The 7,158-nt window shown below is 36.7% G+C and carries 8 protein-coding genes; 1 reads left to right on the forward strand and 7 read right to left on the reverse strand.

From position 1 onward, the window contains the following. The 7 genes from PHQ99_06910 to PHQ99_06940 form a co-directional block, all read right to left on the reverse strand. Positions 1–501, reverse strand: a 501-nt coding sequence (locus PHQ99_06910; GenBank protein MDD4289301.1) for a DUF362 domain-containing protein, incomplete at its 3' end; no start/stop codon positions are given. A gap of 109 nt (positions 502–610) precedes the next feature. Next, positions 611–1,567 carry a threonine/serine dehydratase gene (locus PHQ99_06915; protein MDD4289302.1) on the reverse strand — a complete coding sequence of 319 codons (957 nt, stop codon included), beginning with the start codon at positions 1,565–1,567 and terminating at the stop codon, positions 611–613. Between the two features lie 39 nt (positions 1,568–1,606). Next, entirely contained in the window at positions 1,607–2,734 is a 1,128-nt protein-coding gene (locus PHQ99_06920; GenBank protein MDD4289303.1) for an aminotransferase class I/II-fold pyridoxal phosphate-dependent enzyme, read from the reverse strand. A gap of 137 nt (positions 2,735–2,871) precedes the next feature. After that, a complete protein-coding gene (locus tag PHQ99_06925) occupies positions 2,872–3,732 on the reverse strand; it encodes a transporter substrate-binding domain-containing protein (GenBank protein ID MDD4289304.1) in 861 nt (286 codons plus the stop codon). A 131-nt stretch (positions 3,733–3,863) separates the two neighbouring features. Continuing rightward, positions 3,864–4,520, reverse strand: a complete 657-nt coding sequence (locus tag PHQ99_06930; GenBank protein ID MDD4289305.1) for an amino acid ABC transporter permease — start codon at positions 4,518–4,520, stop codon at positions 3,864–3,866. Then, complete coding sequence (locus PHQ99_06935) at positions 4,517–5,275, reverse strand: amino acid ABC transporter ATP-binding protein (GenBank protein ID MDD4289306.1); 759 nt, start codon at positions 5,273–5,275, stop codon at positions 4,517–4,519. The genes PHQ99_06930 and PHQ99_06935 overlap by 4 nt, the downstream gene beginning before the upstream one ends. Position 5,276: 1 nt before the next feature. Further along, on the reverse strand, positions 5,277–5,981 hold the full coding sequence (locus PHQ99_06940) for an amino acid ABC transporter permease (protein MDD4289307.1): 705 nt from the start codon (positions 5,979–5,981) through the stop codon (positions 5,277–5,279). A 437-nt stretch (positions 5,982–6,418) separates the two neighbouring features. On the opposite strand from PHQ99_06940, the gene PHQ99_06945 reads away from it, so the two are divergent. Continuing rightward, on the forward strand, positions 6,419–7,158 hold a 740-nt coding region (locus PHQ99_06945; protein MDD4289308.1), incomplete at its 3' end, for a pyridoxamine kinase.

Consider the following 7,158-nt stretch of genomic DNA (forward strand, 5'->3'; position numbering starts at 1 on the left):
ATTCTTGACAGCCCCTGTGTAGATTGTAAATCCATGAGTTTTCAATTTTGCAAGAGAGATAATTACATCAGCCTCTTTAATAACCTGAGCCAGGGTAATCTGTTTTAGTATTTTTCCTTCCGGGTAAGAGAATTCTTCCTGCTGGAAGTTCCAGTTTAGCTGTGCCCCTGTTTTTTTTGCTACATCCTCCATCCCTGTTTCCCGATAGATTCCTTTTAACCAGCCTTTTGTGAAAGGACCACCAGGGCTGTCTGCAATAATTACTTTAGCACCAAGGGACTGCACCTGATTAACAATTGTTTCAACCAGAGCAGGATGAGTAGTAACACCGGCTTCCGCGGGTTTTTTCATGAGCAGATTGACTTTTAACAGCACTTTCTGCCCGGGTTTAATAATTTTATCCAAATTACCCAATTCCTGCAATAGCTTCACAGTTGCAGGCTGGATATCTTCCTTCTGATAACTCTTACATGGGGTAAAAACAACTTTATTCCCTGTCATAATCTTCCTTCTTACATCCAAATTTTTATTAATTTTTTGATTATATCAGAATTTTAGATAATTTAGAAATTTTACACATAAAAATAGAGGTCTTATTTTATTAATTTTTCTAATTTTCAATTAGCCTGTTAAATAAGTCCTTATTGATATTACCTCCGCTTAAAATAATCGCTGTTTTCTTACTGGAAAATATCCTGGGATTTTCCAAAACTGCAGCAACTCCAACTGCGCCGGCTCCTTCAGTAACTAAATTTTCCTTTTTCCACAACAGGGAGATTGCTTCCTTGATTGAGTCTTCCTTAACCAACAGGATTTTGTCAACATATTTTTGGATTAGTGGGAAAGTTATAGAATTTTGTTCAATTCCCCCGGCTAATCCCTCGGCAATAGTAGAGGTACAGGGGTATTCCTCGGTGGACAGAATCCTTCCTGCCTTAATGGAATGATAAATAGCCGAATCATTCTCTGCCTGCACTCCAATAACCTGAATTTCAGGAAAATTTTCTTTTATGGCTATACCTACTCCGGATACAAGCCCCCCACCTCCAACAGGTACCACCACATATTGTAAATCAGGACACTGTTTGGTCAATTCCAGTCCGATAGTACCCTGCCCGGCGATAATATCCGGATCATTATATGGGGAAATATATAGTTTACCCTCTTTTTCTGCTAACATTCTTCCATAAGCCTCTGATTGGTCTACTGATTTACCATAAATTATAAGTTGAGCACCATATTTTTGAATCAACTGCTTTTTTTTCTCCGGAGTTCCTTCAGGAACGATTATTTTTGCAGTCAATCCTAATTCCCTGGATGCTCTGGCTACTGCTTGTCCATGGTTACCTGAGGAGGCAGTTATAATTTCCTGCTGATTCTTCTTTATTTTGTTTAACTTATTGATTGCGCCTCTTATTTTAAAAGCATGGGTAATCTGCGTATTCTCCAATTTCAAAAACACATCTCCTTGAGTTAAATCGCTGAAGTAAAGAGATTTTTGCAAATCAGTTTTTTTAATAAGTTTATGAATATTCTCCCATGCCGAATAAATATCATTTAGATTCATTTGTCATTTCCTTTTCAATATTATATTAAAGAGATTTTGTTAGAAGTTTTCTTTCAGATAATCTGCAAATACGGACAGGCTTTTTCTTAATTTATCCGAATCCCCGCCAAAACCGATTCTGAGATGGTTGGGAATATCAAAACATTCCCCCGGAACTACCAGGAGTGATTTACGATTAAATAAATCCAGGGCAAGCTGTTCTGAGCTGATATGAATATTTTTCAATTTGGGAAAACACAAAACACCTGCCTCAGGAAGATAGTAATCAAAATACTTTTTATGTTCTTCAAACCATTCTTCTAATATTTTCCGATTTTTGCAGATAATGCTGTGATTCCTTGTAGAGATTTGCTTGAAATGATCCAGGGCGAAAGATGCCAGGTAATCATTGATAGGAGAGTTACTTATTGAAGTATAATCCTTCCAACTCCAGCACTCATCAATAACTTTTTCAGGGGCGGCAATCCATCCCACTCGGAGACCTGACAGTCCATATGCTTTAGACATACTCCCCACACTAATTGCCCTGTTGCTCAAAGATCTGGCATATGGAGGAACAATGCCTTCCTTGAAAATTAATTCATGATAAACCTCATCACAGATTACATAAAAATCATACTCTTCTGCCCATTGCAGAATAGTCTTTAGTTGCTGTTCATTAATTACAGCACCGGTGGGGTTATTGGGTATGTTTAAGACAAGCAGCCTGGTTGTACTGTCAATCATTTTTGATAATTTTTCTAAATCCGGCTGGAAACAGTTCTCATAAGACAATTTCCAGTACTCCACTTGTGCGCCACGGGCTTCAGCTATTGAATATAGGGATTGATAGGCTGGCCAGAGCACAATTACTTTATCACCTTTATTGGCTAAAACATTAGATAAAAGAAAATCTGCCTCAATAGCCCCGGTTGTAACAAGAATATTTTCTGCAGAAGTATCAGGACCATATAGATTTGCAATTTTATCTCTCAATAAATCACTGCCTTCAGTAGGATTATATCCGATTTTAATTTTAGCAATATCCTGTAACAAATCTACATTCGGATTTAATTTGTTTAATTCTTCAAGTGTAAACGGTTTCGCATCTGTTTCAGCTAATTCATATTTTGCTTTGGTTTCATAAGTATTCAGCCATCGTTCTACCTGGAATGGTTTAATTTTCATTTTATTCTCCTCAGAAATAGACAACTTAGTCTGTTAATTATTGAAAAATCTCGCCCCGGAATCATTGATATTTTTCCGGAAGCGAGATATTTTTACAAGTTTACATTAATTAAGAGTATTTAACACAATTAAATAATTTAATTTGCCATCATGCATTCAGCTAAATTTTGAGTGAATGCTTCCAGGTCTTCATCTAACAGGTCTCCATATTCACCATAGCAATCAGAAATTTTGTTTAAATCTCCCATGAAATAGGCATTTACCAGATTGTCCCAGATTGGAGTCTGTTGGATTTTTGCCAGTCCTTCATTGATTAATGGAAGAATTTCTTTCGGGTCACCTTTTTGGACATAGAAAACATATTCTTCCTCGGTATTAATGGTTCCGACAATTTTGATAGGATTGTGTTTAGTAAATGCTTCAGCAGCAGGGGTATCAGCAACAAAGGCGTCAATGCGGCCATTGACTAAATCCATAATGCCCAGGTCATTGGTTTCATATAATTCTACTTTAATATCTACATCTGCTCCAACAAGGTTTTCTTCCAGCCAGTCTGCCTGTGTTGTTCCTCTCTGGGCTCCAACACTATTTCCACCTGCTAAGGCAGTTGCTATGTTTAAAGCAGAGTCTTCCACTACCATAACCCCCTGACTGCCAGACCAATAAGTATTGGATGCATCTGCTACTTCTAATCGCTCCGGTGTTAAGGTGGCCCCTGCAGCCATAACATCGATTCTACCGGATTGAATGGCAGGAATCAGGGAATCAAAGCCAATATCATTGATTTCTATCTCATATCCCTGAACCCGGGCAATTATTTTCATTATATCCATATCAAATCCCACAAAATTGTTATTTGCATCAATCCATTCAAAAGGCGGCCAGTCGGCTGAAGTTCCCACTACAATTTTTTCAGGTGCAGCTGAAACGGTAAGAACACTTGAAATTAATAGAACAATAATAATTGAAAGACTTATTTTTACTAATTTATTAAACATTATTTCTTATCCTCCTTAATAATATTTTAAAAATAATTAACTGTATATGATTTAAGTTTATTAAAAATTATCGCCCCCTTATTTATATATTTTTTGTTATGGTTTTAACAATCTATTTAATCAGGGATTAATTAAAGTCCCGGGATACGGAACTTTCTTTCAATCACATCCAAAAATTTAGATAAAATTGAAACCAGTACAAGATATATCAATGCAACTATGATAAAAACTTCAAATGTTCTAAAATTACGGGATGCAATCAATCTGCCTTGAGACATAATTTCCGGAGCCTGTATCATATAAGCCATGGATGAATATTTTAAAAGATAAATAAGTTCATTTGACCAGGATGGAATAACTAAACGAAACATTTGGGGTAAAACAATATGTCTTATTGTTTGAAACTGACTCATCCCAATAGAATAGGCAGCAGTCAATTGTTCTTTTTTTACAGATTGAATAGCACCCCGGAAGTATTCTGCCTGATAGGCGGCACTGTTTAAACCCATTCCGATAATAGCTGCAATAAATGGCGACAACATAACACCTACTGAAGGCAGACCAAAATAAAGGATAAATAGTTGGGTTAATAAAGGTGTTCCCCGAATTATCTCTACAAAAAAGGTACAGATAGCATAGAATAGTTTATTCCCGTAAACTCTCCCCATAGCAACAGGAATGCCTAATAAAATACCGATTATTATAGATATAACGGTTAATTGAATAGTAACCGCTGTACCTTCCATTAATTTTGGCAGTATATCCCAGGCAAGTGAGATAAAACTCATTTTTCTTTACCCCCATAGAGCTCGGTAATCTTATGTAAAAATTCCCGTGTCCTTGGATTTTCAGAATCATTAAACATCTTATCCGGTTTGCCCTCTTCCACAATAAAGCCATTTTCCATAAATATAATGTCATTTGCTACTGCACGGGCAAAACCCATTTCATGTGAAACAACCACCATGGTCATTCCCATTTCAGCAAGTTTGGTCATAACATTTAACACTTCTCCGATCAGCTCAGGGTCAAGTGCAGATGTGGGTTCATCAAAAAGTATCAGTTTTGGATTCATTGCCAGTGCCCGGGCAATTGAAACACGCTGTTGTTGTCCCCCTGATAATTCAGCAGGATACGAACTTACCTTATCAGCCAATCCCACTTCATTAAGTTTTTCCATACTTATCTCAGTTGCTTCATTTTTTGGTATTTTTTTAACTACTGATAACCCGATACGGACATTATCCAAAACGGTCAGATGGGTAAACAGGTTAAAGTGCTGAAAGACCATTCCAATTGAAGAACGGATTAAATTAATATCAGTCTTTGGATTGGTAATCTCGGTATCTTCCAACCAAATGCGTCCTTTGTCAGGCGGGGTTAGCTGGTTAATACATGTTAGCAAAGTACTCTTGCCGGTACCTGAAGGTCCGATAATTACCGTAGTATCACCTCTGTTTACCTGGAAAGAAATACCTTTTAGTACTTCCAGTTTTCCATATCTTTTGTATACATTTTCAGCTTTTAGAATAACATCTGGCATTTTAAATCCTTTCTAAGACAGATTGATGTTTAGTTGTTTTAATTTCATATCCCGGAATCCTGTATTTTTCTTCAAGGAGTTTTAAACATTGATTACCGACAAAGACCAGCACAAAATAGATTAAGGCACAAAAAGTATATATTAATAATGCATTCCCAAAAGTCCTGGCAACAATGTAACGGCCTTGTCTTAATAATTCTGTAACCCCTACTGCGTATGCTAATGAGCTGTCTTTCAGGACAACAGCATATTCATTTGCCCAGGGTGGGATAGATAGCCTTAATGCCTGGGGTAGAATGACATGCCTTATCGATTGCAATGTGTTCATACCCAGGGAACGGGCTGCTTTCATTTGTCCTTCGCCTATTGATTGGATTGCCCCTCTGAATATTTGAGATTGATAGGCCGCAGAGCGTAATCCCATTGCCAGGATTGCAGCTACGAAAGGGCTCATGTTTATATTAAAGAATGAGGAACCAAAGTAGAATAAAAAAAGTAAAACAAGAGCAGGAACCGCCCTGAAAAAACGCTCAAATGGTTGAATAAGTAAAATATTGATTATCCGAGAACCATATACTCTTCCCAGTGCCAGGATTATTCCCAAAACAAAGCCCAAACTTAAAAAATATAAAGTAAGAATTACAGTAGTGACTGTACCTGATAACAAGGATGGTAATCCTTGCCAGATTAAGTTTAATTGTTCCATTTATATTTTATACTCCTGAATATAGGCTATTTTTTCTCAAGAATAACCAAAAATAAAAAATCCCGCAACCTCTTTATATATTATATTAAATATATAAAAAAGGGGCGAGATAAATTTCCCGTGGTACCACCCTGATTGGAATAAAAAAATATTTTAATCTTTCCCACTCATTTAAGTTCTGTAAAGGCAACTAACCTGTATTATTTATAGTTTGAGGCTCTATTTCAGCAACAACAGTTAAGGTAATCTCACAGAGCAATACCCTCACTTGCTAACCGGTTGTGCTTACTCTCCCCAGTAATTTTCAAGTTAGATTTTATACTATATTAAGTCTTTATATAATTTTTGTCAAGCAAACACTAACCGGTAATGATGTGTTAAAATAAAGAAAGAACTGTAAGAAAATTCCTGTTTCTAATTATTTAAAAGGAGAAAAAATGAAAAAACCAGTACAAAGAGTTGCCGCAATCCATGATTTATCAGGATTCGGCAGAGTTTCCCTGGCAGTGGTTATTCCAATTTTATCCACCATGGGCATCCAGGTTTGTCCATTGCCCACCGCAGTTCTTTCAACACATACCGGTAGTTTTAAAAATTATAAATTTATTGACTTAACCACACATATGACAGAATATATTGCACACTGGAAAGAAATTAACATTGATTTTGATTGTATCTACAGCGGGTTTTTAGGTTCCCCGCAGCAGATAGATATTATCTCGCATTTTATCGATGACTTTGCCAGGGAAGATACCCTGGTTGTTGTTGACCCGGTAATGGGTGACGGAGGAAAATTATATTCGTCAATGAACCAGAACATGGTTAGAGAAATGCGCAAGTATATACAAAAAGCAGATTTAATTACACCTAACTATACAGAAGTACTTTTCCTGCTGGGCGAGAAAGAGACTAAAACAATCAATGATGATCTAATAAAGGATTACCTGAGACGATTGGTAGATATGGGGCCAAGAATAGTAATTATTACCAGTGTTCCAACCCGGAATAATACAAGTGTTACAAATGTTATTGCCTACAATAAAGATGACAAACGGTTCTGGAAGGTTAAATGTAATTATATACCTGTTTATTATCCCGGTACAGGGGATGTTTTTACCAGTGTGGTTGTGGGCAGTTTATTACAGGGAGACAGTCTTCCTATTGCAATGGATAGAGC

The organism is Atribacterota bacterium (genome assembly GCA_028703475.1).
In the GTDB taxonomy this organism is placed as follows: domain Bacteria; phylum Atribacterota; class Phoenicimicrobiia; order Phoenicimicrobiales; family Stramentimicrobiaceae; genus JAQVMU01.